This is a genomic window from Streptomyces curacoi (genome assembly GCF_001513975.1).
GTDB lineage: Bacteria > Actinomycetota > Actinomycetes > Streptomycetales > Streptomycetaceae > Streptomyces > Streptomyces curacoi.
In genome coordinates this window covers 497,947-524,679 of the sequence record NZ_KQ947989.1, presented here as the reverse complement: position 1 = coordinate 524,679, position 26,733 = coordinate 497,947, and the positions used below count along the sequence as shown (strand labels likewise).

At 72.6% G+C, this 26,733-nt stretch carries 20 protein-coding genes and 1 pseudogene; 13 read left to right on the top strand and 8 right to left on the bottom strand.

Annotated elements, in window-relative coordinates:
• Positions 1-5 precede the first annotated feature (5 nt).
• Together pigE and AQI70_RS22395 are read right to left on the bottom strand one after the other, a co-directional pair.
• A complete protein-coding gene (pigE, locus tag AQI70_RS22400; protein WP_062152835.1) occupies positions 6-2,534 on the bottom strand; it encodes a prodigiosin MAP biosynthesis aminotransferase PigE in 2,529 nt (842 codons plus the stop codon).
• 29 nt (positions 2,535-2,563) lie between these two features.
• On the bottom strand, positions 2,564-4,954 hold the full coding sequence (locus AQI70_RS22395) for a hypothetical protein (RefSeq protein WP_062152832.1): 2,391 nt from the start codon (positions 4,952-4,954) through the stop codon (positions 2,564-2,566).
• A 226-nt stretch (positions 4,955-5,180) separates the two neighbouring features.
• Here AQI70_RS22395 and polX point away from each other — a divergent pair, with 226 nt between their 5' ends.
• On the top strand, positions 5,181-6,917 hold the full coding sequence (gene polX, locus AQI70_RS22390; RefSeq protein ID WP_062152830.1) for a DNA polymerase/3'-5' exonuclease PolX: 1,737 nt from the start codon (positions 5,181-5,183) through the stop codon (positions 6,915-6,917).
• On the opposite strand, the gene AQI70_RS22385 is transcribed toward polX, so the two are convergent.
• Entirely contained in the window at positions 6,914-8,095 is a 1,182-nt protein-coding gene (locus AQI70_RS22385; RefSeq protein ID WP_062152828.1) for an acyl-CoA dehydrogenase family protein, read from the bottom strand. The two genes, polX and AQI70_RS22385, sit on opposite strands and share 4 nt — an antisense overlap.
• 163 nt (positions 8,096-8,258) lie before the next feature.
• Here AQI70_RS22385 and AQI70_RS22380 point away from each other — a divergent pair, with 163 nt between their 5' ends.
• The 7 genes from AQI70_RS22380 (at position 8,259) to AQI70_RS22350 (ending at position 14,762) form a co-directional block, all read left to right on the top strand.
• Positions 8,259-9,614 carry a hypothetical protein gene (locus AQI70_RS22380; protein WP_244181790.1) on the top strand — a complete coding sequence of 452 codons (1,356 nt, stop codon included), beginning with the start codon at positions 8,259-8,261 and terminating at the stop codon, positions 9,612-9,614.
• 388 nt (positions 9,615-10,002) lie between these two features.
• The gene (locus AQI70_RS22375; RefSeq protein WP_062152827.1) at positions 10,003-11,118 is read left to right on the top strand and encodes a Gfo/Idh/MocA family protein; all 1,116 of its coding nucleotides are present in this window, start codon (positions 10,003-10,005) and stop codon (positions 11,116-11,118) included.
• Positions 11,115-12,041 (top strand): DUF6807 domain-containing protein, encoded by a 927-nt coding sequence (locus AQI70_RS22370; protein WP_062152826.1) that lies wholly within the window; start codon positions 11,115-11,117, stop codon positions 12,039-12,041. The genes AQI70_RS22375 and AQI70_RS22370 overlap by 4 nt, the downstream gene beginning before the upstream one ends.
• Entirely contained in the window at positions 12,035-12,787 is a 753-nt protein-coding gene (locus tag AQI70_RS22365) for a cupin domain-containing protein (protein ID WP_062152825.1), read from the top strand. Before AQI70_RS22370 ends, AQI70_RS22365 begins: the two co-directional genes overlap by 7 nt.
• Before the next feature lie 36 nt (positions 12,788-12,823).
• Positions 12,824-13,600: a carbohydrate ABC transporter permease gene (locus AQI70_RS22360; RefSeq protein WP_062152824.1), complete on the top strand. Its 777-nt coding sequence runs from the start codon at positions 12,824-12,826 to the stop codon at positions 13,598-13,600.
• Positions 13,601-13,605: 5 nt separating this feature from the next.
• Positions 13,606-14,205: a hypothetical protein gene (locus AQI70_RS22355; RefSeq protein ID WP_062152823.1), complete on the top strand. Its 600-nt coding sequence runs from the start codon at positions 13,606-13,608 to the stop codon at positions 14,203-14,205.
• A gap of 104 nt (positions 14,206-14,309) precedes the next feature.
• Positions 14,310-14,762: a phospholipase gene (locus AQI70_RS22350; RefSeq protein WP_062152822.1), complete on the top strand. Its 453-nt coding sequence runs from the start codon at positions 14,310-14,312 to the stop codon at positions 14,760-14,762.
• A 61-nt stretch (positions 14,763-14,823) separates the two neighbouring features.
• On the opposite strand, the gene AQI70_RS22345 is transcribed toward AQI70_RS22350, so the two are convergent.
• Both AQI70_RS22345 and AQI70_RS22340 read right to left on the bottom strand, forming a co-directional pair.
• Positions 14,824-17,079 carry a heavy metal translocating P-type ATPase gene (locus AQI70_RS22345; protein WP_062152820.1) on the bottom strand — a complete coding sequence of 752 codons (2,256 nt, stop codon included), beginning with the start codon at positions 17,077-17,079 and terminating at the stop codon, positions 14,824-14,826.
• Between the two features lie 74 nt (positions 17,080-17,153).
• The gene (locus AQI70_RS22340) at positions 17,154-17,369 is read right to left on the bottom strand and encodes a heavy-metal-associated domain-containing protein (protein WP_062152818.1); all 216 of its coding nucleotides are present in this window, start codon (positions 17,367-17,369) and stop codon (positions 17,154-17,156) included.
• Between the two features lie 182 nt (positions 17,370-17,551).
• Between AQI70_RS22340 and AQI70_RS22335 the strand changes: the two genes are divergently transcribed.
• Positions 17,552-18,508, top strand: a complete 957-nt coding sequence (locus AQI70_RS22335; RefSeq protein WP_062152816.1) for a hypothetical protein — start codon at positions 17,552-17,554, stop codon at positions 18,506-18,508.
• Between the two features lie 183 nt (positions 18,509-18,691).
• Here AQI70_RS22335 and AQI70_RS22330 read toward each other — a convergent pair whose 3' ends face one another.
• Genes AQI70_RS22330 through AQI70_RS22320 form a run of 3 tightly spaced genes read right to left on the bottom strand, consistent with a single transcriptional unit; the run spans position 18,692 to position 22,435 of the window.
• Positions 18,692-19,765, bottom strand: a complete 1,074-nt coding sequence (locus AQI70_RS22330; RefSeq protein ID WP_244181789.1) for a FecCD family ABC transporter permease — start codon at positions 19,763-19,765, stop codon at positions 18,692-18,694.
• Positions 19,762-20,817 (bottom strand): FecCD family ABC transporter permease, encoded by a 1,056-nt coding sequence (locus AQI70_RS22325; protein WP_062152813.1) that lies wholly within the window; start codon positions 20,815-20,817, stop codon positions 19,762-19,764. Before AQI70_RS22325 ends, AQI70_RS22330 begins: the two co-directional genes overlap by 4 nt.
• Entirely contained in the window at positions 20,807-22,435 is a 1,629-nt protein-coding gene (locus tag AQI70_RS22320; protein WP_062152811.1) for a (2,3-dihydroxybenzoyl)adenylate synthase, read from the bottom strand. Before AQI70_RS22320 ends, AQI70_RS22325 begins: the two co-directional genes overlap by 11 nt.
• A 148-nt stretch (positions 22,436-22,583) precedes the next feature.
• On the opposite strand from AQI70_RS22320, the gene AQI70_RS22315 reads away from it, so the two are divergent.
• The 4 genes and pseudogenes from AQI70_RS22315 (at position 22,584) to panD (ending at position 26,731) form a co-directional block, all read left to right on the top strand.
• Complete coding sequence (locus AQI70_RS22315) at positions 22,584-23,897, top strand: salicylate synthase (protein WP_062152809.1); 1,314 nt, start codon at positions 22,584-22,586, stop codon at positions 23,895-23,897.
• A gap of 8 nt (positions 23,898-23,905) precedes the next feature.
• Positions 23,906-25,201 carry an enterobactin transporter EntS gene (gene entS / locus AQI70_RS22310; RefSeq protein ID WP_062152807.1) on the top strand — a complete coding sequence of 432 codons (1,296 nt, stop codon included), beginning with the start codon at positions 23,906-23,908 and terminating at the stop codon, positions 25,199-25,201.
• Positions 25,202-25,229: 28 nt separating this feature from the next.
• Positions 25,230-26,027: pseudogene (locus tag AQI70_RS22305) on the top strand (alpha/beta fold hydrolase); the annotation flags it as partial.
• Between the two features lie 248 nt (positions 26,028-26,275).
• The gene (gene panD / locus AQI70_RS22300; RefSeq protein WP_425264627.1) at positions 26,276-26,731 is read left to right on the top strand and encodes an aspartate 1-decarboxylase; all 456 of its coding nucleotides are present in this window, start codon (positions 26,276-26,278) and stop codon (positions 26,729-26,731) included.
• Positions 26,732-26,733 lie beyond the last annotated feature (2 nt).

Below are 26,733 nucleotides of genomic sequence, written 5' to 3'. Positions count from 1 at the left end.
TCGGATCAGTGCGTGGACGGGCGCCAGGCGTCCAGGTCCGCGTGGAGCGCCAGGCCGTGACAGACCGCCTCGACGCCCTCGACGAACCGGTCGGCCTCGGCACGGGAGAGCACCAGCGGCGGCTGGACGCGCAGGACGCGGGTGCGGTTCGCCGTGACGAAGGTGAGGATGCGGTGGTCGCGGGCGAGCGCCGCCACGAACCGCAGGCACAGCAGGTCCCCCAGGGTCGACTCCACGGCCTCGCCCGCGCGGGCCAGCGCCGCCCGCAGGTCGTCCGGCAGCCAGTCGGCGAGCGTGCGCAGGTCGCCCGGGAGGCGGGTGAGCAGTTCGTCGGCGAGGGAGGCGACCGCTCCCGAGAAGTCGCCGTCGAACTCGACGGCCGTCATCAGACCGATGCCCCGGATGTCCTTGACGAAGCCGTACGGCGCACACGCCTTCCGCAGCGAGGCCCGCAGATGCTCACCGACCTCGTGCGCGTGCTCCGGCAGCCGTTCGGCGCCGAGCACGTCCAGGGTGGCCAGGCCCGCCGTCGCCGCGAAGTTGCCGCCGCCGAACGTCGACGAGTGCAGCAGGGCCCGCTCGGTGCCGCCGTACGCGGCGTCCCACACATCGGCCCGGCACAGGGTCGCCGAGAGCGGCACCAGGCCGCCGGAGAGCGACTTGGCCAGGCAGATCACATCCGGTTCCAGGCCGTCGTGCTCGGCGGCGAAGAGCCGTCCGGTACGGCCGAGCCCGGTCTGGATCTCGTCGAGGACGAACACCGCCCCGGCCCGTCGGCACAGTTCCCGCGCCGCCGAGAGATAACCGGGCGGCGGCAGCACGACCCCGCCCTCGCCCTGCACCGGCTCCACGACGAACGCCGCCGCCTTCTCGATCACGGCCTCCAGCGCCTCCAGATCCCCGTACGGCACCGCCACCGTGTCGGGCAGCAACGGCCCGAACGGCGCCCGGAGCCGGTCGCGGCCGGTCACGGACAAGGCACCGAAGGTCTTGCCGTGGAAGCCGTTGCCGGTGTGCACCAGGCGGCTGCGGCCGGTCGCGGCGCGGGCCAGCTTCAGCGCGGCCTCCACCGCCTCGGCGCCGGAGCTGCCGAAGTACACCCGCTCCGGACGCCCGGGGGCGAGGGCACTGAGCCGCTCGGCCAGTTCGGCGGTCTGCTCCGGCATCGAGACGTACTGCACGAAGCTCGGCGAGCCACGGTCGAGGAACTCGCGCAACCGCCCGGTGACCACCGGGTGGTTGTGGCCGAGGTTGAGGGAGCCGTACCCGGCGACGAAGTCGAGGTGCTCGCTGCCGTCCTCGGCGATCAGCGTGCAGCCCCGGCCGCCGGTGAACACCCGGTCCAGGCCGTGCGCGCCGAAGAGGCGGGCCATGGGCGGGTTGACGTGCTCGGTGAACCGGCGTCTGGTCACGGCGGACGCGGACGCCGCCCGAGGGGCCGGGCGATGGTGGCGGGCCAGCCGCAGCACCTCCTCGTCGGGGACCGTACGGCCGAAGGAGGCGAGCGGGAGGGGAGTGAAACCGTGCCGGGCCGCCAGGGCGCCGATCGTGCGGACGCGCTCCAGGGGCAGCTCCCGGCCCAGCGAGAACGACTCCGCGCGCCCCTCCAGCGCGAGGACGAGTGTCTCGGCGAGACAGCCGTTCAGCTGCCGGGTCGGGCCGGGCAGGCCGCCGTCGCCGATGACGACCCGCGCGGAGCCGCTGACCAGGCCGCCGTCGACGACGAGCACCTCACCCGCGTCCCGCGGCGGCGCGGTCACGTCGCGGGGCAGCGCCACATCGACCACCACCGAACCCGGCGGCAGCCGGTCGGGCTCCACCAGGCCGCCGACCGAGGAGGCGCTGACGAAGAGCCTGGTCTGCGGGGTGAGCTGGTCCAGGTGGTCGACGAGGCGTACGCGACCGTGGTCCTCGGTGGCGAGATGGGCGAGCAGCGCCGCGGGGGCACGCTTGCCGCGCCGGCACACCAGGTCCAGTTCGAAGCCGTCGGCCAGCAGCAGCTTCGCGACGGCCAGCGCGATCGAGCCGGGATAGCCCACCACGGCCACCCGGGTCTCCTCCGGCCGCTGCTCCAACAGCCTTACGGCATGGCGCAGTTCGTGGTGGGCGGCGTACGCCGTCAGACAGTTGCCGCTGGTCACCGCCGTACCGACCTGCCCGGCCGTCCACACCCCTCGGTCGCCGACGATCGAGGTGGCACCGCCGAGACCGATCAGCCGCGCGCCCGCGTCCCGCAGCCGGGCGGCCTCGGCCGCGACCAGTTCGCGGGCGGTGGCCGGGCGGCCGATCAACTGCCCGGCGGTGTACGGCAAGGAGCGCACCTCGCCGGTGCAGCGGGCGCCGGTCGGCGAGGTGACCGAGGTGATCAGCGGCATGCGGACGCTGTGGCGCCCGCCGGGCTCGCGGGCGGTGCCGGTGTGGTCGTCCAGGAGGCGGCCGAAGAGGTCCAGGGCGCGGACCTGGTTGCGGTGGCCGGTGGTCGCGGCATGGGCGAGGAAGCCGAAGGGGACGGGGGAGTTCGCCGTGGGGGACAAGCTGTGCCTCCGGGGGAGAGGAGCCGGACTCAGAAGCGGTCGGTGGGCGCTGCGGACCGCGGCGAGGGCAGGGCGAGCGGGGAGAGTTCGTCGCGCTGCCAGCCCAGACAGGACAGCGGACTCAGGCCGTCGCCCTCGTTGTTGTGGGACAGCGGGACCGAGCAGACGTTGACCGTGGCCGGCCGCGTCAGCCAGTCCCGCAGCCGGTCGGGTGAGACGTCCCGGACATGCCGGTGCCGGACGGTGACGCGGCCGAAGTCCCGGGTCCACTCCGGGTCGAGGAGGGTCAGCACCTGGTTCTGGCGGTGCAGCCCGTTGCCCGCGCGGCCCTCGTCGTAGGAGCGGATCATGGACAGGCCGCCGTCGATGAGCCGGAAGACGGTCAGATTGCGGCGCAGCCGCTGCCCGTACCCGCACACCTGTTGGACGAGGGTCGGCACGATGTCGGGTACGAGGGCCGAGGCGCCGTCACCGACGAAGGCGAGGACGTTGTCGTCCCGGGTGAGCGCCACCGCGGGCACGGCCTGCAGCGCGTCGCCCATCAGGGCCCGCCCGTACCACCCGGAGAAACCCGGCCCGGTCCGGGGCAGGTTGCGCATGGCCGACATGCCGCCGCGCCCGGCGTCGAACACACCGGTGTAGGTGTAGCCCCGCGTGGTGATCAGCTCCTCCAGCACGCCGCCCAGCCGGTGGAAGAAGTAGTTGGCGGACATCGGCAGGACGGGCAGGGCGTGCACGGCGTCGTCCGGGCTGTGCCGGGCCTCGGCCAGGGCGGCCCGCCGTCGCGAGCGCAACTCCTCGTCGACGTCGAGGCGTTCGCGCAGCGCGCGCAGGAACGGCAGGGCCTCGGCGTGCACCGGATGGTCGGTGAAGGGCGCCAGGTGCGCCGCCTCGCTGGTGACCTGGGCGATGCGCAGGCCACGGGCCAGGGCGCGCGGCGAGAACGGCGTGGACACCTCGCCGGCACGGCTCTTGAGGAAGAGCACGGCCTGGTCGGCGCGCGGGCGCAGCCGCCCGCCCCGGTGCAGATAGGAGTGGACGCGGGCCGAGTAGCCGTACAGGGCGAGCAGACCCAGGTACTCCGTCACCTTCCGGCCGTCGCGGTAACCGCTCACACTGCCGGGGTGGATCGGCGAGTCGGCCAGGGCGATGCCCGCGCGCGCCGCGATGTCGTGGACGAGGCCGGACTCCGCGCCGTCGAGCGGACCGCACTGCCACAGCAGCCGCGCGGGGCCGGAGTTGACGAGGTCCACGACCGGGGCGAGCTGGTCGTCCCGGACCTGGAGGACGGGGCGCGGGCGGCGAGGTGCCTCGATGGCGAGGGGCGCGGCGGAGGCGAGGACCGAGGGCGTGGCGAGCAGGACGACCGGGCCGCGCTCCTCGTCGTACGCGGCGAAGGCGGCCGTCAGGTCCCGTTGCAGGGTGGCCGGGTCCTCCAGGTACACGTACGGGATACGGCGTGCCGCGAGCACCGCGCGGGAGTCCTCGGCCGCATGCACCGTGCCCTGCAACGGAAACCAGGCGCCCCGCGGGGAATCGGCGCAGACGAGGAAGCCGCGCGCCCGCGCCTGCCGCAGATTGGCCAGCGTGCCCCGGAACTCGTCGACCATTCCACTGGTCACCACGATCACGAAGGGCGCCGCGTCCAGCTGCCAGCGGGCCAGCGCCCCGCAGGCGAGACTGTGCTCGCTGGGGCCGCGCAGCACGGGGTTGCCGCCGGCCGCGGCGAGGCGGTCGAGTTCGGTGATCAGGCCCGAGACGACCGAACCGGTGAAGTAGTGCAGGCCCCAGCGGTCGCCGGCCCGCTCGGTGAGGAAGCCGTGCAGCGCGGCCGCGAGCGCCGGGGGCCCGGTGCGGGAGACGGACCGCAGGGCCGTACGGCCGTGATGGTGCTGGACGTGGTCGGTGAACCGGCGCACCACGTCGGCGGTGAGCACCCAGGGCTCCTCTGGCAGGCGCAGCACCTCGTACGGCCGGGCCATCTGCACCCCGGGGTGCGGGCCCTCGGTGTACACGGCGACGTTCCGGCTCGGCAGGGCGCCGAAGGCCTCGCTGACGTCGGCGTCGAGCGGCTCGGTCCCGAGGCCGGCCCCCGCCGCGTCGACGAACATCAGCGGCGGGGCGGCATCGGGCCCGGCCGCCCGGTCCTCCAGCGCCCGGGCGGCCTGCGGCGCGCTGTCGGCGCTGACGAGCCGGATCGCCGCGTGCGGCAGGGCCAGGGCGAGAAAGCGCCGTGCCTTGGTCAGCAGGTCCGTGTAGGCGGGTGTCCGTATCGCGCCGGTGCGGGGCTCGTCGGGCGCGGTGTCCGACAGTGCGCGGCCGGAGTCCCTGACCAGGTCGGTGAGCGCGTCACGCACCGCTGAGTGGAAGCCGGGGCGTTTGCCGACGGTGACGACGACGAACCGCGGTGTGTTTTCCATAGGGGCACAGGATTCAGCCGAATGATCACCGACTCCGTCACGGAACCGGGCCGGCCGCACCGGACGGGCGCCCCTGACCAGCGCGAACGACCTGTCTGCGGCTGTCGTATCCAGGTGGCCGCCACCGGCGCACGACTTCGCCCACGCGCCCGGCGGCGTCCCGCGCGCGGGGAGAGTGCCGCGGAACGCGCGGGCCGCCCGGCCCCACCGTGCCTACCCTGGAGGTGTGGCTCGGCCCAACGACGAGGTCGCCGCGCTGCTCCAGGAGTACGCGGATCTGATCTCGATCACCGGAGGAGACGCGTTCAAGGCACGTGTCTACGAGAAGGCCGCCCGGGCGATCGGCGGCCACCACGCCGATGTGTCCACGCTCGACGTCAAGGGCCTCAAGGAGATCCCCAACGTCGGCAAGTCGATCGCCGAGAAGGTCGTCGAGTACTTCTCCAGCGGCAGCGTGTCCGCCGTCGAGGAGCTGCGGGCGAAGATCCCCGCCGGCGTCCGGCAGCTGACGGCCATTCCCACGCTCGGCCCGAAGAAGGCCCTGGTCCTCTACGAGGAGCTGGGCATCTCCACCACCGATGAGCTCGCCGACGCCATCCACGAGGAGCGGCTGCGCGACCTCAAGGGCTTCGGACCGAAGACGGAGGAGAACATCCTGCACGGCATCAGCCTGCTCCAGTCCTCCGGCGACCGGGTCCTGATCGACGTCGCCATGGGCCTCGCCGAGGACATCGTCGCCGAGATGGCGCAGGTGACCGGCTGCGAGCGGTGTTCCTACGCCGGTTCACTGCGCCGCGTCCGCGAGACCATCGGCGACATCGACATCCTCGTCGCGGCCAGGAGGGCGGAGCCGCTCATGCGGGCCTTCACCGAGCTGCCGTACGTCTCGGAGGTCATCGCGCACGGCGAGAAGAAGACGTCGGTCCGCACCAGCAAGGGCCTCCAGGTCGACCTGCGGGTCGTGCCGCCCGACTCCTGGGGCGCGGCCATGCAGTACTTCACCGGTTCCAAGGCGCACAACATCCGCACCCGGGAACTGGCCGTCCACCAGAAGCTGAAGCTGTCCGAGTACGGGCTCTTCGACACCGAGAGCGGAAAGAAGATCGTCTCCGAGACCGAGGAGGACGTGTACGCCCGCCTCGGCCTGCCCTGGATCCCGCCCACCCTGCGCGAGGACCGCGGCGAGATCGAGGCCGGGCTGCGCGGCGAGCTGCCCGACCTGGTCCAGGAGAAGGACATCCGGGGTGATCTGCACACCCACACCGACCTCACGGACGGTCTCGCCCCGCTGGCGGAGATGGTCGCCGCGGCGGCCGAGCGCGGCTACGCCTACTACGCGGTCACCGACCACGGCCCCGACATGGCCATGCAGCGGATGACCGACGAACGGATCCTGGCCCAGCGCGCACGCGTCCGCGAGCTCGACGGGGAGTACGGCAAGCGGGGCGGGCGGGGCGGCATGCGGGTGCTGCACGGCGCGGAGCTGAACATCGGCCCCGACGGCGACGTGGACTGGCCGCCGGAGTTCCTCGCCGGCTTCGACCTGTGCGTGGCGTCGGTCCACTCGCACTTCAGCCAGGGGCGCGAGGCGCTGACCCGGCGGATCGTCCGGGCCTGCGAGAACCCCCATGTCCACATCATCGGCCACCCCACCACCCGCATCATCGGCAAGCGCCCCGGCATCGACGCCGACCTGGACGCGGTCTTCGCCGCCTGCGCCCGCACCGGCACCGCCCTGGAGATCAACTCCCATCCGGACCGGCTCGACCTGCGCGACGAGGACATCCTGCGGGCCAGGCGGCACGGGGTGAGGTTCGCCGTCGACAGCGACGCCCATGCCGTCATCCACCTGGCCAACCTGCGCTACGGGGTGGGCACGGCACAGCGCGGCTGGCTGACGGGGGACGACGTGATCAACACCTGGCCGCTGACGCGGCTGCGGCGCTTTCTGGAAAAGGCCTAGATGAACGGCGTACCCGGGTCGAGCCCGGACAGGACCCGGCCGTAGATCTCCAGATTCGTCGCGGGGTTCACGAACGCATGCAGACTCAGGGCGTGCAGGTCGCGCACGGCCCGCTGGATGGGCACCTCCCGGTGCAGGGACGACGCCCCGGACGCGGAGCCCAGCAGATCGACGGCCTCCTTGCACAGCCGGACCGCATAGCCGCTCTGCGCCCGGATCCTGGCCCGCTCCTCAGCCGTGTACGGCTCGCCCGACTCGGCCCGCGACTCGATCAGGGCGACGAACTCGGCGGTGAGCTGTTCGGCGCAGGAGATCTTCATCGCCGCCTCGGCCGCCTGCAGATGGGTGACCGTCGCCTCGTTCTGCCGCTGGTGGAAGGTGTAGGTGATGCCCCGCCGGTGGCTGCGCTCGGTGAACTCGGTGAGTGCGGACCGGGCCAGGCCGAGCGCGTTCGGCGCCGCCCACGCGCAGAACAGCAGCAGGACGGGCATCCGGTAGAACGGGTCGTCGGCATTGGCCTTCGACGGGAACTCACCCGCCAGCAACGGCGCGACCGGCAGCACGCGATGGGCGGGCACCATCACGTCCCGCGCCACGACGCTGTCGCTGCCGCTTCCCGCCAGCCCCGACACGTACCAGTCGTCAAGGATCTCCAGCTCGGCCATCGGGACGGCGGTCCACAGCACCTCGGGCGGCCCGTCACCGGACTCGGAGGCGACCCGGACCGTCAGCAGGTGCCAGTCGGCGTCGTGGCAGCCGGTGGCGAAGGCCGAGGTGCCGTTGACGACGTAGCCGCCGTTCGACCGGATCGCCGTCGCGTCCGGGATGAGCGTGCCGCCGACCTTCACGTCCGGGATGGTGAAGATCTCGTCCTGCGCCTCGTCGGGGAAGAGCGCCGCGATGTAGGAGCAGCCGGCCTGGATCAGCGTCTTGAACGCGGTCGAGCCGCACGCCGCGGCGATCTCGGCCACCGCGTCCACCTGGGTGCGCAGCCGGCTCTGGTAGCCGCCGTACCGCCGGGGGACGTTCATCCGGTGGATCCCGGCGTCGGTGAGCGCCGCCGCGATCTCGGGTGTCACCCGCCGCTCCTGTTCGGTGCGCAGCGCGTGCTCGCGGATCAGCGGCCGCAGGGAACGTACCCGGGCGACCAGATCGGCATCGGTGGCGGCTGCTGCCATGGGTGACCTCCCGGGCACGACGAGTCATCACCGTGACGCGGATCGCGCACACTGTCAACGCCCTGCCGCCCGGCTGGAGTTGAGGGTGCGCGACGGTTCCGGGCCGTGGATCGGGACGACGCCCGAAGGCGGACCTTCAGGGCGGCCGGGGGTGTCGAGGGGCGTGGACGCGACCCTGACGCTCGCCTCGGCGGATCTCGTCGCGGCGGCGGACGGGGTGCTGGTCTTCTCCTCCGACGTGCCGGTCACCGTCGTACTGGACGGGACGCGGACCGAGATCCCGGTGTCCGAGCGGACGACCGTGGCGGGCGCGACGCTGGTCGTGCTGGCGTCGGCGGACGCCGCACGGCTGCGGTCGGCCGACCCCGACGGCCGGGTGCACCTGACCGACGTGCCGCACCGGCCCGACAAGGCCGAGCCGACCGCCGTGCGCGCGGCGCGGCGGCGGTGCGACGCGGCCCCCGAGGAGCCGGCCGGGCTGCACACGCTGCCGCCGACGCTGGAGGCGCTCGGGGTGTACCGGGGGCGTGGCACCTACCGGACCACCACGGATCTGACGGACATCGACGAGCTGCTGCTCACCGGCGCGGCGGACATCGTCGACCTGTCCGTCGCGGGCCGGCCCCACCCGCCGATCGCCGGGTTCGGCGCGGCACGGCGCATCGACGTGCGGGACGTGACGGGCAGCGTCGCGATCGAGGCCCGGGTGGAGATCTGGGGCCACGCCAACTTCGACGACGCCCGGCTGCCCGCGCTCCGCCTCGGGGCGCTGCGTGGCCTGGGCACCCTCTGGAAGGTCCGGGACGCCACCGACGTGTCGGCCCTGTGGACGGTGCACGGCCACTGGGCCGCGGCCCCCGCGCCGACCCGTGTGCTCGGCGGCTGGAGCTGCACACGCGTCGCGGTGCCGGTCACGTACACCCGTACGGTGCACTCGCCGACCCCGTCGGCGCTGCATCTGCGCGGCGTCGTCGAACCGCTGCGGGTGAGCGTGGACGACGGCGAGCCGGGGACCGTCCACGCCGAGAACCCCTGGGTGCTGCTGCCCGCCGGCACCCACCAGGTCTCGGTCACCCTGCCGCATCACCCGAGCGGCCCCGGCCTGCGCGCCGAACTGCTCGCGCTCGACGCCGTACGGGACTGGTCGTGCGCGGTGCAGGACGACGAGCTGTTGACCGCGTTCGCCGCCCGGTCCGGCCGCACGGAGGAGACACGGCTCCCGCTGGCGCTGAAACCGGGAGAGGAGGCCTGGCTGGACGTCGACCTGCCGGCGTCCCCGGACGGATGCCTGGTCCGGCTGGACGCCACGCAGGTCCGGGTGACCGGATGGGCCGGCGGCGAGTGCGTGGGACGAGTCTGGGCCGGTGACCGGCCCGCCTTCTCGGGCGGAGACCCCGACGCACTCTGGGTGCCACCGAGATGGCCCGGCCTGACCCTGCTCGTGCAGGGTATGGAGGGGCCCGACACCCCGGAGATCCGTGCCCTGCGGCTTGGGGGACCGATCGACTACAGCGGATAGGGTGACGCGCCCGCCCAGGACACGCGCGCCTTGCGTTCGCACCCGCGCCGGCGAAGCGGCGGGCCCTCAGGCCGGTCGTCGTGAGCTTGCCCTCCTGCTGCCGCACCAGCCTGCGCGGCACACCGGAGCCGGATCCCGCGCGCCGCCAACCGGCCCTCGTAGGGCCGCGATTGAAGCATACGACAGCGCCGGGACCGCCCTGTGATCTTGTCCGTTTGAGCACGGGCCGAGAAGGGGAGCGTGCGGAGGGCGGCCGGGGCCGGGCGGGTCAGGGTTTGTGCATGTCGCCGCAGAGGGGTTGTCCTGACATTACGTCCCGCCTAGGGTCGCCCTCGAAGTGCAAGCGCTTTCTGAGCGGGCTGTCCGCCGGCCGTCCGAGGAGAACTGCATGTCCCCACGTCCCGCCCGCCGCCGCGTCGCCGTGATCGGCACCGGCGCCATCGTCAGCGGCAGCCATCTCCCCGCGCTGAGACACCACGCGGACCGGGTGGAGCTGGTCGCCGCCGTCGATGTGGACCAGGCCCGGCTGGACGCCTTCCGGGAGCTCGCGGGCGAGGACGTCGCCGGGTACACCTCGACGGGCGACATGCTGGACGCCGTACGCCCCGACCTGGTCCTGATCGGCACGCCGCCGTCCCTGCACCGGGAGCAGACGGTCGCCGCGCTCAAGGCGGGCGCCTGGGTGCTGTGCGAGAAGCCGCTGTGCCTGTCGCTCGCCGAGTACGACGACATCGCGGCGGCCGAGGAGGCGTCGGGGACGTACGCGTCGGTGGTCTTCCAGCACCGGTACGGTTCCGGCGCCGTGCACGCCCGTGAGCTGATCGCGAGCGGTGAGCTGGGCGCCCCGCTGGTCGCCCACTGCCAGACCACCTGGCACCGTGACGCCGGGTACTACGCGGTGCCGTGGCGTGGGCGGTGGGCCAGCGAGGGCGGCGGGCCGACGATGGGGCACGGCATCCACCAGTTCGACCTGCTGCTGCATCTGCTCGGGCCGTGGGCGGAGATGCGGGCCATGGCCGCGCGCCTGGTCCACGACACCGAGAGCGAGGACGTCTCGACGGCCCTCGTCCGTTTCGAGAACGGCGCCCTCGCCACCGTCGTCAACAGCGTGCTCTCCCCGCACGAGGTGAGCCGCCTCCGCATCGACTGCGCCGACGCGACGGTCGAGCTCACCCACCTGTACGGCCACCGCAACGAGGACTGGGTCTACACCCCGGCCCCGCACGTCCCGTCCGAGCGCGCCACCGCCTGGCGCACCCCCGCGACGGACGTCCCCAGCTCGCACACGGCACAGCTCGGCGCCCTCCTCGACGCCTACGACAACGGTGTCCGCCCGCCCGGCAGCGGCCCGGACGCCCGGGCCACCCTCGACTTCGCCGCCGCCCTCTACAAGGCCGCGTTCACGGGCCGCCCGGTGCACGCGGGCGAGATCGGGCCCGGCGACCCCTTCTACCCGGCCATGCACGGCGACCACCCCCACTGGGCCCCCAAGGAGCGCGCATGAGCATCCGCGTCACCCACGCGCACGGCGACCACATCGCGGTGACGGCCGCGAACGGCACCGAGATCCTCCGCTACGTCTACCGCCCGGACCCGGAGGCGTTCGAGTCCCGCAAGCCCTACGCCCACCCCGTGCGCACCCTCGCCGGGCACACCGTCACCGGCTACCGGCCCAGCGACCACCGCTGGCACAAGGGCCTGCAGATGACCGCGAGCCATCTGTCCGGGCAGAACTTCTGGGGCGGCAACTGCTATGTCCACGGACAGGGTTACCTGCCCCTGCCCGAGCGGGTCGGCTCGATGCGGCACGACGGCTTCGGCGCGTTCACGGTCGAGGACGACCGGCTGGCCTTCACCGAGGAGCTCACCTGGGTGGAGCACGGCGGCGAGGAGTGGGCGCGCGAGGTGCGCGGGCTGGCCGTCCACTCGGTGGACGAGGCGGCCGGCGCCTGGGTGCTGGACTGGTCGATCCGCCTCACCAACGTCCGTGACGAGGCCCTGGAGTTCGGTTCGCCGACCACCGCGGGACGGGAGATGGCCGGGTACACCGGGCTCCAGTGGCGCGGCCCGCGCGACTTCACCGGCGGCACGGTCTTCGCCCCGGACTCCGACTTCGGCGCCGACAAGCTGATGGGCACCCGGGGGCCGTGGCTCGGTTTCACCACCGAGCACGACGAGATCGACGGCCACTCCACGCTCGTCTTCGCGCACGCGCCCGAGAACCTCGACGAGCGGTCCGCGATCCACGCCTCGCACTGGTTCGTGCGCTCCGAACCCTTCCCGACGGTCGCGTTCTCCTGGGCGTTCTTCGAGGAGTTCGAGCTGCCGCCCGGCGAGTCCTTCGCCTACCGCTACCGGGTGGTCGTCGCCGACGGGGCCTGGGACCGGGAGCAGGCGGGCTCCTACCTGGAGGGGGTGCCGTGGTGAAGCCGAACCTCCCGCATCCCCTGCCCGGCGCCGTCGGCCTGTCCCACCTGAGCGCCTACGACTGGGAGGCCGCCGACGGTGTGTGCGGCGGCAGCCCGCATCTGCATCTGGTGTGCACGGAGGCGTACGTCGTCACCGGCGGCCGGGGCGCCGTACAGACCCTGAGCCCCGACGGTTACCGGGACATCCCGCTGGAGCCGGGCTCCGTCGCCTGGTTCACGCCCGGGACCGTGCACCGTATGGTCCAGGGCGGCGATCTGCGCATCACCGCGCTGATGCAGAACAGCGGCCTGCCCGAGGCGGGCGACGCGGTGTTCAGCTTCCCACCCGAGGTGCTGGCGGATCCGGAGCGGTACGCGGCCGAGGCCACGCTGCCGCCCGGCACGGGACCGCAGACGGCGGCTGCCGCGCGCCGCCGCAGGGACCTCGCCGTCGAGGGCTACCTCGCCCTGCGCGAGGCGCTCGTCGCCGGTGACAACGGCCCGTACGTCGAGTTCCAGCGCGCCGCGGCCCGGCTGGTGCGCGGCAAGGTGCCGAACTGGCGGGAGCTGTGGCGGGCGGGCGCGCTGGCCACGGCCGAGCGCACGGGCGCCCAGCTCGACGCGCTGGAGGCGGGCGAACCGGCGTATCTCGCCGACGCGAGCGCGTACGAGGCCGCGCCCACCAGGCTCGGCGGCTTCGGCATGTGCGGGCGCCGCGACGAGTACGCCCTGCCGGGGACCACGCTGCCGTATCAGGGGGAGTAGCCGCACCGAGCGAGGGGGGACCTCAACCGAACTCCGATGCTCTACCCGCTGGCGTGGCTGCTGGCCACCTCGCTCAAGCCCGCCGACGAGGTCATCGCGAGCCTGAACCTGCTGCCCAGCCGCCTGGAGTGGTCGAACTACAAGACAGCGCTCGACGGCGTGAACGACGTCTCGATCTGGCGGCTTCTCGGCAACTCGCTGCTGATCGCGGGCGGCGCGGTCCTCGGCAACGTCATCAGCTGCTCGCTCGCCGCCTACGCCTTCGCGCGCCTGCGATTCCGCTTCCGCGGACCGCTGTTCGCCTTCATGATCGCGACGATCATGCTGCCGCACCACGCGGTGCTGATCCCGCAGTACGTCATCTTCAACCAGCTCGGCCTGGTGAACACCTACTGGCCACTGATCCTGCCGAAGTTCCTGGCCACCGAGGCGTTCTTCGTCTTCCTCATCGTGCAGTTCATGCGCGGCCTGCCGCGCGAGCTGGAGGAGGCGGCCCGCATCGACGGCTGCGGCCCCTTCCGCAGCTTCTTCAAGGTCGTCCTTCCTCTGACCCGCCCGGCGCTGATCACCACGGCGATCTTCACCTTCATCTGGACCTGGAACGACTTCTTCACCCAGCTCATCTACCTCTTCGACCCGGACAGGTTCACGCTCACCCTGGCCCTGCGGTCGTTCGTGGACGCGTCCAGCACCTCGGCGTTCGGCCCGATGTTCGCGATGTCCGTGATCGCGCTGCTGCCGATCGTGCTGTTCTTCCTCGCCTTCCAGCGCCTTCTGGTGGAGGGCATGGCCAGCTCCGGACTCAAGGGATGAGCGGCATGCGTGACACTTCCCCGCGTGAGCCGGGCGAGGTCTTCGGGCCGCGGATGACGCTGTTCGCCGACATGCTGAGCGTCGGCCTCGCGACAGCCGTGGCGGGCCTGCCCCTGGTGACGATCCCGGCCGCGCTGTCGACCGCGTGCGCGGTGCTGCGGGGCGCGGGGGAGGGGCAACCGGCCACCGCGGGGCGGTACTTCGAGGTGCTACGGCGACGGCTGCGGGCCGGTGATCTCACGGCGGGCGCCGTCGCCCTCGCGGGCGCGCTGCTGTTCGCCGCCGACCTGGCGCTGGCCGGGGCCGGGCTGCCGGGGGCGCCGCTGTTCGCGGTGGTGGCCGGTGCCATCGGGGCGGCCGCCCTGGTCGTGGGTCTCAGGGCCTGCGCCCGCCCCGAGTCGCTCACCGACTGGCGTACCGCGCTGCGGGAGGCCGCCCGGGACTCGATACGGGACGTGCGCGGCAGCGGCCTCGTGCTGCTCGCGGTGACGACCGCCGTCCTGTGCGCCTGGATGCTGGTGCCGCTGCTGCTCCTCGCCCCGGGGCCGTTGGCCCTGGCGCTGACTGCCGTTCATATCCGGTGGACCGGCATGTCCAAGAGTTAAGGGCGTATTGGGGCACATGCGGTGTCAAGGACTGTTGGGTCGTCAATCATCTTGTCATGAACCTGCGACTCGATGGCCGGGTCGCAGTCTCATGGAGGTGTGGAATGCACCGCAGACTCGCCACCGCACTGACCGCCTCGGCCCTGTCCCTCGTCATGGCCCTCGCCACCGCCTCGGCCGCCGAGGCCGCCCCCGCGGACAAGCCCCAGGTCCTCGCGAGCTGGACCCAGACCAGCGCGTCCAGCCACAACGCCTGGGCCGCCGCCCGCGCGAACCAGTCCGCCTGGAGCGCCTACGCCTTCGACTGGTCCACCGACCACTGCTCCTCCTCGCCGGACAACCCCTTCGGCTTCCCCTTCGCGACGTCCTGCGCCCGCCACGACTTCGGCTACCGCAACTACAAGGCGCTGGGCACCTTCAGCGCCAACAAGTCCCGGCTCGACAGCGCCTTCTACGAGGACCTCAAGCGCGTGTGCGCCGGCTACGGCGGTGCCGTGAAGTCCGCCTGCGACAGCACCGCCTGGACCTACTACCAGGCCGTGAAGGCCTTCGGCTGAGAGAGCGCGTAAAAGGAAGGGGGGCGCCGTCGGTGCGGCGCCCCCCTTCCCTTGCGAGGAGTCAGTCCGCGGCGCGGAACGAGCGCAGCCGCAGCGAGTTGCCGACGACGAAGACCGAGGAGAAGGCCATGGCCGCTCCGGCGATCATCGGGTTGAGCAGTCCGGCCGCGGCGAGCGGCAGGGCGGCCACGTTGTAGGCGAAGGCCCAGAACAGGTTCGACCGGATGGTGCCGAGCGTCCTGCGGGACAGCCGGATCGCGTCGGCGGCGGCGCGCAGGTCGCCGCGGACCAGGGTGAGGTCGCCCGCCTCGATCGCGGCGTCCGTGCCCGTGCCCATCGCCAGGCCAAGGTCGGCCTGGGCCAGAGCGGCCGCGTCGTTGACGCCGTCGCCGACCATCGCGACCGAACGGCCCTCACCCTGCAGCCGCTTGACGACGTCGGCCTTGTCCTGCGGCAGCACCTCGGCGATCACGTCCTCGGGCGCGATGCCGACCTCGCGGGCGACGGCCGCGGCGACGGCCTTGTTGTCACCGGTCAGCAGGATCGGGGTCAGGCCCAGGGCGCGCAGCCGCCGGATCGCCTCCGGGCTGGTCTCCTTCACCGCGTCGGCGACCTCCAGGACCGCCCGTGCCTCGCCGTCCCAGGCGACCGCGATGGCGGTACGACCGGCAGCCTCGGCCTCCGACTTGGCGCGTGCGAGGCCTTCCGGCAGTTCCATGGCCCACTCTTCGAGAAGCCGCTCCCGGCCCACGAGCACCGCGTGACCCTCGACGATGCCCTGCACGCCGAGCCCGGGCACGTTCGCGAAGTCCTCGGGTGTGGGCAGCGAACCCAGCTTTGCCAGCGCCCCGTCGGCCACCGCGCGGGCGATCGGGTGCTCGGAGGAGTGCTCCAACGTGCCCGCCAGCCGCAGGACTTCGGCCTCGTCGGTGTTGTCGGCGGTGTGCACGGCCAGCAGGGTCATCCGGCCGGTGGTCACGGTGCCCGTCTTGTCGAGGACGACGGTGTCGACCTTGCGCGTCGACTCCAGCACCTCCGGGCCCTTGATCAGGATGCCGAGCTGGGCGCCGCGCCCGGTGCCGACCATCAGCGCGGTCGGCGTGGCCAGGCCCAGGGCGCACGGGCAGGCGATGATCAGTACGGCCACCGCGGCGGTGAAGGCCGCGGCCGGTCCGGCGCCGTTGCCGAGCCAGAAGCCGAGGGTGCCGAGCGCGAGGGCGATGACGATCGGTACGAAGACGGCGGAGATCCGGTCCGCGAGCCGCTGTGCCGCGGCCTTGCCGTTCTGCGCGTCCTCCACCAGCCGGGCCATCCGGGCGAGTTGGGTGTCGGCGCCCACGCGGGTGGCCTCGACGACGAGACGGCCGCCCGCGTTGATCGTGGCTCCGGTGACCGGGTCGCCCACGGTGACCTCGACCGGCACGGACTCACCGGTGAGCATCGAGGCGTCCACCGCCGACGAGCCCTCGACGACCGTACCGTCGGTGGCGATCTTCTCGCCGGGACGCACCAGGAAGCGGTCGCCGACCGTCAACTCCGTGACGGGGACGGTCTGTTCGGTGCCGTTCGCGCGCAGGACGGTGACGTCCTTGGCGCCCAGCTCCAGCAGGGCCTTCAGCGCGGCGCCCGCCTTGCGCTTGGAGCGGGCCTCGAAGTAGCGGCCGGCCAGGATGAAGGCGGTGACACCGGCGGCCGCCTCCAGATAGATGTTCCCGGAGCCGTCACTGCGGGAGATGGTCAGCTCGAAGGGGTGCGTCATGCCCGGCTCGCCCGCGGTGCCGAGGAACAGCGCCCACAGGGACCACAGGAACGCGGCCGACGTACCGACCGAGATCAGGGTGTCCATGGTGGCCGCGCCGTGCCGCAGATTGGTGAACGCCGCCTTGTGGAAGGGCCAGGCGGCATACGTCACGACCGGTGCCGCCAGGGTGAGCGACAGCCACTGCCAGTACTCGAACTGCAGGGCCGGGATCATGGCCAGCGCGATGACGGGCACGGCCAGCGCCACCGCCGTGACCAACCGCTCGCGCAGGGGTCGTAGTCCGTCGGGCTCGTCGGTGCTCCCGGGTGTGTCCGGCGCGGGGGGCGCGGGCTCCTGCGCGGTGTACCCGGTCGCCTCGACGGTGGCTATCAGGTCCTGGACGGAGACGTCACCGCCGTAGCTGACCTTCGCCTTCTCGGTGGCGTAGTTGACGGTGGCGGTGACGCCGTCCATGCGGTTCAGCTTCTTCTCGATGCGCGCCGCGCACGAGGCGCAGGTCATGCCGCCGATGGCGAGTTCTACCTCGGTGGTGGGGTGGGACGCGGTGGTGGTCATCGCTGCTCCTCGTGCGGGGTGCGTGGTGCGGGCTCGGCCCGGGGCGGCCGGGCTCCGGCGGTGCGGGGTACGGGTCAGGCTGCGCGGCCGGTCAGCGCGTAGCCGGCGTCGTCGACGACCTCGGCGATCCGGGCGTCGTCGGGCTCGGCGGCACTGGTGACGGTGACCTGCCCGGTCTCCAGGTCGACGTCGACCCCCGTGACGCCGTCCAGCTCGCCGATGACCTTGGTGAGCGTGGCCTTGCAGTGGCCGCAGCTCATACCGGAGACGGCGTACGTGGTGGTGGACATGGGTTCCTCCTTGAAGTGCGGTCACGAGTGGGCCCGGATACGGGGTAGGGGTATCCTTGCCGGTGTCCTGTATACCCCCTGGGGGTAATCGGCGCAAGCGGCTCCCCGGGGTTGACTTCATACCCCCCAGGGGTATGGTGAAGTGCATCGAGAGCCCATATCGAAGGACACAGGAGACCGCCATGCATGCCGGACTGAAGATCACCGCGTTCGCCGCCGCGCTGGCCGCGACCTTCGGCACCGCCTACGGCGTGGGCAAGGGCGTCGACCCCGTCGTCGAGGACCCCGCGCCCGCCCGCCACGAACGTCACAGCGAGGCGTCACCGACACCGGAGGGAGGCGGCGGGCACGAGGCGGAGCCGGCCGGCGGGCTGCAGATCTCCGAGGGCGGTTACACCCTCGACCTGAGGACCCCGAGCGTCACGGCCGGCAAGCGCGCCGACCTGAGCTTCGTCATCCGCGACAGCGGCGGCCGGGCCGTCACCGCGTACCAGCGCGAACACGAGAAGGAACTCCACCTCATCGTGGCCTCACGCGACCTGGTCACCTACCGCCATCTGCACCCCACCCGCGCCGCCGACGGCACCTGGAGCATCCCCGTCGAGCTGCCCCGCGCCGGCGGTTACCGCGTCTTCGCCGACTTCACCCCGGCGAAGAAGGGCGCCGAGAACCTCACCCTCGGCGCGGACCTCGCCGCGTCGGGCTCCTATGCGCCGCAGCAGCCGCCCGCACCGGCCGCCACCGTGAAGACCGACGGCTACGAGGTCCGCCTGGACGGCGCACTGCGCCCGGGCAGGGCGAGCGAGCTCAAGCTGAAGGTGTCGAAGAACGGCCGCCCAGTCACCGATCTCCAGCCCTATCTCGGCGCCTACGGTCACCTGGTGGCCCTGCGCTCCGGCGACCTCGCCTACCTCCATGTCCACCCCAACGGCGAACCCGGCGACGGCAGGACCAAGCCGGGTCCGGACATCTCGTTCACGGCCACGGCGCCGAGCAGCGGCACGTACCGGCTCTTCCTCGACTTCAAGCACGAGGGCGAGGTGCGCACGGCGGCGTTCACGGTCCGGACCGGAGCGGCGCCCGCCACCGCGGACACGCCCTCGGGTGAGCACGAGGACGACTCCGGTCACGGCCACTGACGTCAGATCCGTCCGGCCCTCCGCTGTCTGCGCAGCAGCAGCCCCAGGTGCACGCCGCGGACGGCTGCCGGTGGGTCGGCGGGCGAGTTGCGGGGCGGTGAGGGCCGTGAAGGGGGTGGGGTCGGCGGAGGTGGCCGCGCGGGCGCCTGCGTACGGCGGGGAGCGCGGCCACACGCACTGACGTCAGATCCGTCCCGCCCGCCGCTGTCTGCGGAGCAGCAGCCCCAGGTATACGCCGCCGACGACTGCCGTGACCACGCCGACCGGTAGTTGGGCGGACTCGTGGATGCGCTGGGCGGCGAAGTCCGCGGTGACGACGAGCAGGGCGCCGGTGCAGGTGGCCGCCAGGAGGTTGGGCCCGGGGGCCCGGGTGAGCCGGCGGGCCAGCTGGGGGGCGATGAGGGCGACGAAGGGAATGGGGCCGGCGGCGGCGGTCGCCACCGCGCAGGCCGCCGTGGCCAGCACCAGGATCACCAGCCGGGTGCGCTGGACCGGCACGCCGAGCCCGCCCGCCACGTCGTCGCCCATCTCCAGGATCTTCAGCCTGCTCGCGGCGAGCGCCACCAGCGGCAGCACCACGAGCAGGCCGAGGGCGGCCGGCCGGACGTCCTGCCAACCCCGGCCGTTGAGGCTGCCGTTGAGCCACACCATGGCCTGCGCGGCCTGGGTGAACCGGGCCTTGGCCAGGAGGTAGGCATTGACGCCCTGGAGCAGGGCGCTCACGCCGATCCCGACCAGCACCAGCCGGTAGCCGTGGATGCCCTGCCGCCACGCCAGCAGATACACCAGGACCGCGGTCGCCAGGCCCCCGCCGACCGCCCCGAACGCGATCTGGCCGCCGGAGCCGCCGACGAGCAGGACCACCAGCAGGCCGCCGGTGGCCGAGCCGTAGGTGAAACCGACGATGTCGGGGCTGCCCAGCGGATTGCGGGTCAGGCTCTGGAAGAGGGCGCCGCTCAGGCCGAGGGCCGCGCCGACCAGGATCCCGGTCAGCAGGCGGGGCAGCCGGAGGTCGTTGATCACGAAGTCGGTGCGCGGGCTGCCGTTGCCCAGCAGGGTGCGGACGACGTCCGCCGGGGAGATCGTGTACTCGCCGGTGCCGAGGGCGAGGACGCCGACCGCGGCGGTGGCGGCCAGCACCAGCACGCACACCGTCACCGCGCGCACGTCCACCCGCAGCGAGAAACGGTGCGAGCGGCTCCGTACGACATGGGAACGGGCGCGTGGACCGGTGCGGGCCGGTGCCTGGGCCGTCATGCGGTCACCACCCTGCGGTAGCGGACCAGGGCGATGAACACCGGTGCGCCGACCACCGCGGTGACCACGCCCGCGTCCAGTTCGTCGGGGCGTACGGCGACCCGGCCGAGGACGTCGGCGAAGAGCAGCAGTGCGGGAGCCAGCAGCATCGACAGCGGCAGCGTCCAGCGCTGGTCGGCCCCGGCGATCAGGCGGGCGATGTGCGGGACGGCGAGGCCGACGAAGACCAGCGGCCCGACGGCCGAGGTCGCCGCCCCGCACAGCAGCGTCATGGCCGCGAGGCCGAGGAAGCGCGTCCGGTCCACATGGGCGCCGAGCGCTCGGGCGCCGTCGTCGCCCAGGGCGAGCGCGTTCAGGGGCCGGACCAGCGCAAGCGCGATCACCAGTCCCACCGCGACGAACGGCGTGATGGTCGCCAGCGTCTCGCTGCCGGCCCGGGCCAGCGAACCCACGCTCCAGAACCGCAGTTGGTCCAGCGCCTGCGCGTCGAGGAGCATCAGCGTCTGGCTGAGCCCGGTGAACACGGCGGCGATCACCGCACCACCGAGGGCCAGCCGCTCCGGAGTGGCGCCGCCCCGGCCGCCCGAGGCCAGCGAGTACACCAGCAGCCCCGCCACCACCGCGCCCAGCATGGCGAACCACACCGAGGCCCACAGGCTCGTGATGCCCAGCACGGTGATGGACAGCACCACTCCGGTGGCGGCGCCCGCGTTGATGCCGAGCAGCCCCGGATCGGCCAGCGGATTGCGGGTGAGCGCCTGGATGAGCGCGCCCGCGACTCCGAGTGCGGCACCGGCCGCGAGGCCCGCCAGGGTGCGCGGCACGCGGACGTCCCAGATCACGGAGGCCGCGGTCGACCCGTCGTCGTGGAGCAGCGCGTTCACCACGACGTCCGGCGGGAGAGCGCGCGAGCCGACCGCGAGGCTGAGCATGGCTGCGGTGAGCAGCAGGAGCAGGGCGCCGAGCACGGCCAGGGTGCGGGTCGAGTTCCGGCGCCGGGGGGACTGCTTGTCCGTACGTACAGCAGGGGCCGTACCGGCCTCAGTTGCCACCAATGCCCTCCGCGCGGAGGAGGTCGGCGATCAGCCGGCCGAGCGCCTTCTTGTCGATCTTGCCTACCGAGGTCCGGGGAAAGGCCTCGATGACCTCAACCCGGTCCGGGAGCTTATAGGCGGCCACCCCTCGCTCGGTGAGGAATGCGGCCAACTCCCGCTGGCCCGGGGCCTGTCCGCGCGGGACGAGGTAGGCGCAGGTGCGCTCGCCCATCGTCTCGTCCGGCATGCCGACCACGGCCGCGTCGTGCACGCCGGGGTGGGCGAGGATGTGGTTCTCCAGTTCCTCGGCCGAGATCTTGTCGCCGCCCCGGTTGATCTGGTCCTTGGCCCGGCCCTCCACGACCAGATGCCCGGAGGGCAGGATCCGGACCAGGTCGCCGGTGCGGTAGTAGCCGTCGGTGGTGAAGGCGCGGGTGTTGTGCTCGGCGGCGCGGTAGTAGCCGCGCAGGGTGTAGGGGCCGCGGGTGAGCAACTCGCCGCTCTCGCCCGGGGGTACGTCGCGGTCGTCCTCGTCGACGACGCGCAGTTCGTCGGCGGGGGACAGCGGGCGGCCCTGGGTGCCGATCACCAGCTCGGACGGATCGTCGAGCCGGGTGTAGTTGAGCAGGCCCTCGGCCATGCCGAACACCTGCTGGAGCCTGCAGCCGAGGGCCGGCTCCACCCGGGCGGCCGGTTCGGCGCCGAGCTTGGAGCCGCCGACCTGGAGCAGGCTCAGCGAGGACAGGTCGGCCTCCTCCCACTCCACCGCGTCCAGCCACAGCAGCGCGATCGGCGGCACCACGGCGGTGGCGGTGACCTTCTCCCGTTCGATCAGCGCGAAGGCATCCTCGGGGCTCGGCGTGGGGGAGAGCACGACGGTGCCGCCCCCCATCAGGGTGCCCAGCAGACCGGGGCAGGCCAGCGCGAAGTTGTGCGCGGTCGGCAGCACCACCAGATAGACGGTGTTGGCGTCGAAGCCGCAGACCTCGGCGCTCGCGCGGACGTTGTAGGTGTAGTCGTCGTGGGTGCGCGGAATGAGCTTCGGCTTGCCGGTCGTACCGCCGGACAGCAGCAGTACGGCCACGTCACCGGGGTCGGGCTCGGGCAGCGGAGCCGGGTCGGCATCGATGTCGGCGAGCGCGGTGAACTCCGCGGCGTCACCCGCCACCAGGACGTGCTCCACCCCGGGCACCGCCTTGCGCAGTGCCCGGGCGAGCGTGCGGTGGTCGAAGCCGTCGTGCAGGTCCGGGATCGCGTACGCCGTCGCGCCGGACACCTCGGCGACATGGACGATCTCGCTCTCCCGGTGCGCGGGCAGGGTGAGCACCGGTATCGCGCCCGCCCTCAGCAGCGCGAAGAAGAGCACCACGAAGGCGTCGGTGTTGGGCAGTTGGACCACCACGCGGTCGCCGTCGCCGATGCCGAGCCGCCGCAGCCCCGCCGCCATGCGGTCGGCGCGTAGATCGAGTTCGGCGTACGTCCACCCGCTGCCGTCGGCGTCGACGAGCGCGGTCCGCCGCGGTGTTCGTCCGGCGCTCTCCCTCAGCAGCCGGTCCAGCGGCCGGCCTTCCCAGTAGCCCTCTGCGCGGTACTTCTCGGCCAACGGCTCCGGCCAGGGCACCCAACCGTCGAGCATCCTCAACTCCCGCCTGCTGTTTAGGAAAGGCTTGCCTAATGATTCATCGGGGTCAAGCCTGGAGGGGTGATCTGGACGGGGCCGCGCTGCGGAGGCTAGGGTCGTAAATGATTAGGTTAGGTTAACCTAAGTCCAGGGAGGTGGGTCCTTGCTGCGTTATCGGAGCGCGGAGACGGAACTGCCGGGAGACCCCGTTCAGTTGGCGGCGCAATTGGCGGAGTCGGGCTTGTTCGACCAGTACGTGATCTACGAACAGAACGGCGACGTCTGGTTCGCCGGAGGGGCGCTCGGCGAGATCCTGGTCAGCCGCTCCGAGATCCGCCGCCGATGGCTCGCCGAGGAGACCGCCGCGCCGCTCGGACCGCATCCGCTGCGCCAAGTCCGCCAGCAGCTGGACCAGTTGGCGGTGGCGGGCTGGAACGCCTACGGCTGGATGGCGTTCGAGTTCTCCCATCTGCACGCCGGCCGCCCCGACCGCGCGGGCGAGGACGACCTGCTCCACCTGCTGGTCCCGCACAGCGAGGTGCGGCTCGGCCGGCACCGCGCCCGCATCCGCAGCGCGGACCAGGAGACCCTGGACGCGCTGGTCGGGTTACTCGGCCACGCCGACGCCCACCGCACCGCCGTACCCCGCCCCCTCGACGTCTCGGACGCCGAGGGCCGTTACCCCGACCTCGTGGCCCAGGCCATCGAGGAGATACGGACGACCGACCTGCAGAAGGTCATCCTCTCGCGCACGGTGGACGTGCCCTTCCCGGTCGACTTCGTCGCCACCTACGTCCACGGCCGCTCGCACAACACCCCCGCCCGTTCCTTCCTGCTGAACCTCGGCGGACGCCGGGTCGCCGGATTCAGCCCCGAGACCGTCGCCGAGGTCAGCGCGGACGGCGAGGTCGTCACCCAGCCGCTCGCCGGCACCCGCGCCCACGGCTTCGGCGAGCAGGAGGACGAGCGGCTGCGCGCCGAACTCCTCGCCGACCCCAAGGAGATCTCCGAGCATGTGCTGTCGGTCAAGCTGGCGGAGGAGGAGATGGCCACCGTCTGCCGGCCGGGCACGGTCTCGGTGCGGGACCTGCTGAGCGTCCGCCGGCGCGGCAGTGTCCAGCACCTCGGCTCCAGCGTGCACGGTCTGCTGGCCGAGTCCGCCACCGCCTGGGACGTCCTGCGGGCGGTGTTCCCCGCGGTGACCGCCTCCGGCATCCCCAAGGCGCCCGCGTTCGACTGCATCGCCCGGCTGGAGAAGGAGCCGCGCGGCATCTACAGCGGGGCCGTGCTGCGGGCCGGCAGCGACGGAGCGCTCGACGCGGCGCTGGTGCTGCGCAGCATCTTCGAGGAGGACGGCCGCACCTGGCTGCGGGCCGGCGCCGGTATCCTCGCCGGGTCCACCCCGGCCCGGGAGCTGGAGGAGACCTGCGAGAAGCTGCGCAGCGTGGCCCCCTACGTCGTCCCCGCACAGGGTTAGGGGCGCCCGTGCGACTGGGAGAAGTGGTCGTCGACGTAGCGCCGTTGCGCTCCAGCAGGAACTTCCGGCTGGTCTTCGCCACCCAGGCGATCTCCATGGTCGGCACGCACCTCACCTCGGTGGCGGCCAGCCTGCAGATCTACCACCTCACCGGCTCATCGGTCCAAGTCGGCCTGATGAGCCTGGTGTTGGGCCTGTCGCTGCTGGTCGGCCTGATCGCGGGCGGCCTGCTCGCCGACCGGGTCGACCGGCGCCGGATCATGCTCGTCACCCGGGCCGTGACCGCGGTGGTGATCGCCGGTCTCGCGGTGAACGCGGCACTGCCCGACCCCCAGGTCTGGTTCGTCTTCGTGGCGGCGGTCCTGGCGGGCGGCACCCTCGGCCTGGGCGGCCCCGCCCTGATGGCCGCCACCCCGGCCCTGGTGGCCCCGGGCCAGCTGGCCGCGGCGGGCGCGCTGACCACCCTGACCGCCCAACTGGGGGGCATGGTCGGGCCGTCGCTGGCGGGCGTGATCGCGGCCGGGCCCGGCGTCGCCCTGTGCTTCGCGATCGACGCGGCCATATACGTCGTAGGACTCGCGCTCCTCGCCCCGCTGCCGAAGCTCGCCCCCGAGGGGCCGGCCGAGGCGCAGCATCCGCTGAAGGCGATGGGGGAGGGGCTGCGCTTTCTGCGCGGCAACCAGGTCGTGGCCGGACTGCTGCTGATCGACGTGTGCGCGGTGGTCTTCGCGATGCCGTACGCGCTCTTCCCCGAACTCGGCACCGAGCACTTCGGCGGCGGCCCGTCCACCGTCGGACTGCTCTACACCGCCCCCGCCGTCGGATCCTTCTTCGGCGCGCTGACCAGCGGCTGGACCGGCCGGGTGCACCACACCGGGCGGGCGCTGATCGGTGCGGTCGCGGTGTGGGGGGTGGCGATCACCTGCTTCGGGCTCAGCCCCGACCTGTGGCTCGCGCTGGCCTTCCTGGCCCTGGCCGGCCTCGGCGACACCTCCTCGGAGATCCTGCGCCGGGCCCTGCTCCAGCACTACACACCGGACCGCCTCCAGGGCCGGGTCGGCAGCCTGTGGCTCGCCCAGGCCACCGCCGGGCCCTCCGTCGGCAACGTCGAGGCGGGCCTGGTGGCCAGGGCGCTCGGGTCGTCGAGCGGGGCCGTGGTGCTCGGCGGACTGGTCTGTCTGGCGGGTGTGGGGGCCCTCGCCCTGGCCATGCCGGGGCTGCGGAAGGCCACGCTCAGCCGGCCCCCGGACACCGGCGGGGACGACCGGGCGGCGCCCGCCGAAGCCTCTCCGGCAGCCGACTGACCCAGCTCGTACGACAGGGCGGTACACCATGCCGAGCGCACGGATCAACGGAATCCGGCTCCACTACGAGGACACCGGCGACGGCGAGCCGGTGGTCCTGGTGATGGGCCAGGGCGCCGGCGGCCGGGCCTGGCACCTCCACCAGGTGCCGGCCCTGGTCGACGCCGGGTACCGGGTCGTCACCTTCCACAACCGGGGCATCCCACCGACGGACGAGTGTCCGCAGGGCTTCACCATCGACGACCTGGTGGCGGACACGGCGGGCCTGGCCGAGCACCTCGGTCTCGCATCGTGCCGGTTCGTCGGCGTCTCCATGGGGGCGTACGTCGTGCAGGAACTGATGCTGGCCCGGCCGCGGCTCGTGCGGCAGGGCGTACTGATGGCCACCCGTGGCCGTACGGACGTCCTGCGCGCCGCGATGACCCGGGCCGAACGTGCCCTGTACGACTGCGGGTCGGAGCTGCCGCCCGCCTGCACCGCCTGGATCCGGGCCCTGCAGAACCTGTCGCCGGCCACCCTGGACGACGACCGGCAGATCCAGGACTGGCTGGAACTCTTCGAGTTCTCGCCGCAGCCGAGCGGGCCCGGTGTACGGGCCCAGCTGGACCTTGAGGTCCCGGAGGGGCGGCTGGCGGCCTACCGGGCCATCGATGTGCCCTGCCTGGTCGTCGCTTTCGCGGACGACGTCGTGCTGCCGCCGCATCTGGGGCGCGAGGTCGCCGACGCGATTCCCGGGGCCGTCTATCAGGAGATCAAGGGGTGCGGCCACTACCGCTATCTGGAGCGGCCGGACGAAGTGAACCGGGTGCTCCTGGAGTTCTTCCGCGACCGGTCTTCTGCGCCCGGTTCATCCCCGGCCGGTTCTTCGCTGCCCGGCTCTTTCCCGGCCGGTTCTTCCCTGCAGGGCTCTTTGCCGGCCGGTTCTTCCCTGCCCGCCTCTTCCCCGGCCGGTCCTTCCCTGCCTGGTCCTTCCCCACGCGGTTCATCCGCGCCGGGTTCTTCCGCGCCGGATTCTTCCGCACCCGGCCATATTGATTTAGGTTAGCCTCGCCTAAGTAGTCTCCTCAGGGGGTCATGGTGCACCGCACCTTGCTGAACGGCAAGATCCACCGAGCCACCGTCACCCAGGCAGATCTGCACTACGTGGGATCCCTGACGATCGACCAGGACCTCATGGAAGCCGCCGACATCGTCGAGGGCGAAGCGGTCCAGGTCGTCGACATCGACAACGGCGCCCGACTCACCACCTACGCCATCACCGGTGCGCGCGGCAGCGGTGTCATCGGCATCAACGGCGCCGCCGCGCATCTCGTCCACCCCGGTCACCTGGTGATCATCATGTCCTTCGCCGTGCTCGACGAGTCCGAGCGCGCCGCCCATCGACCGCGGGTCGTCCACGTCGACAAGGCCAACCGGATCGTCGCGCTGGGCGCCGACCCCGCCGAACCGGTGCCGGGCGCGGCCGACCAGTTCACCGGAGCCTTCACCCACACCGCGCGACGTCAGTCCGGCGAGCAGGAGAGGAACTGAGC

Excerpts from the sequence above, each read along its gene's own strand:
- AQI70_RS22355 (WP_062152823.1), top strand. The coding sequence starts at position 13,606 with ATGCGTGACACTTCCCCGCGTGAGCCGGGCGAGGTCTTCGGGCCGCGG.
- AQI70_RS22385 (WP_062152828.1), bottom strand. The coding sequence starts at position 8,095 with ATGGCAGCAGCCGCCACCGATGCCGATCTGGTCGCCCGGGTACGTTCC.
- AQI70_RS22350 (WP_062152822.1), top strand. The coding sequence starts at position 14,310 with ATGCACCGCAGACTCGCCACCGCACTGACCGCCTCGGCCCTGTCCCTC.
- AQI70_RS22340 (WP_062152818.1), bottom strand. The coding sequence starts at position 17,369 with ATGTCCACCACCACGTACGCCGTCTCCGGTATGAGCTGCGGCCACTGC.
- AQI70_RS22320 (WP_062152811.1), bottom strand. The coding sequence starts at position 22,435 with ATGCTCGACGGTTGGGTGCCCTGGCCGGAGCCGTTGGCCGAGAAGTAC.
- panD (WP_425264627.1), top strand. The coding sequence starts at position 26,276 with ATGGTGCACCGCACCTTGCTGAACGGCAAGATCCACCGAGCCACCGTC.
- AQI70_RS22330 (WP_244181789.1), bottom strand. The coding sequence starts at position 19,765 with ATGACGGCCCAGGCACCGGCCCGCACCGGTCCACGCGCCCGTTCCCAT.
- AQI70_RS22335 (WP_062152816.1), top strand. The coding sequence starts at position 17,552 with ATGCATGCCGGACTGAAGATCACCGCGTTCGCCGCCGCGCTGGCCGCG.
- AQI70_RS22375 (WP_062152827.1), top strand. The coding sequence starts at position 10,003 with ATGTCCCCACGTCCCGCCCGCCGCCGCGTCGCCGTGATCGGCACCGGC.
- AQI70_RS22395 (WP_062152832.1), bottom strand. The coding sequence starts at position 4,954 with ATGGAAAACACACCGCGGTTCGTCGTCGTCACCGTCGGCAAACGCCCC.
- AQI70_RS22345 (WP_062152820.1), bottom strand. The coding sequence starts at position 17,079 with ATGACCACCACCGCGTCCCACCCCACCACCGAGGTAGAACTCGCCATC.
- AQI70_RS22370 (WP_062152826.1), top strand. The coding sequence starts at position 11,115 with ATGAGCATCCGCGTCACCCACGCGCACGGCGACCACATCGCGGTGACG.
- AQI70_RS22360 (WP_062152824.1), top strand. The coding sequence starts at position 12,824 with ATGCTCTACCCGCTGGCGTGGCTGCTGGCCACCTCGCTCAAGCCCGCC.